This is a genomic window from Polaromonas sp. P1_G2, assembly GCF_056405515.1.
The window spans coordinates 1-355 of sequence record NZ_JBFUBY010001792.1; the positions used below are offsets into that span (position 1 = coordinate 1).

Genomic DNA, 355 nt, shown 5'->3' on the forward strand with positions numbered 1-355 from the left:
CCTACGACTTCCGCAAGAAGCGGTTCTCAGCCGAGTTCCTTTGGCATGACAGCGCCGAGGCCGCACCCTTCCGCCAGGCAACTCATTCAGCCGAGCCGGTCTGCTGGACACAGCTCGGTTATGCTTCGGGCTATGCAAGCACGTTCTTCGACACCTTGATCGTCTACAAGGAGGTCGAATGCGCAGCGCAAGGGCACGCGCATTGCCGCGTCATCGGCAAACCGGCCGATGCCTGGGGTGCGACCGACCCGGAGGTGATCATGTTCCGCGAGCGCGTGATCGGGTCGCGCGACGAGGCCTTCTCGGATGGCCCGCGCAAGGCGGCGGCCAAAGCCGGCGTCGGGCAGCTATCGGA

General features: G+C 64.8%; 1 protein-coding gene. It reads left to right on the forward strand.

The window, feature by feature from the left end:
• A partial coding sequence (locus tag AC1D0P_RS32620; RefSeq protein ID WP_477680504.1) for a 4-vinyl reductase occupies positions 1-355 on the forward strand: 355 nt, incomplete at both ends.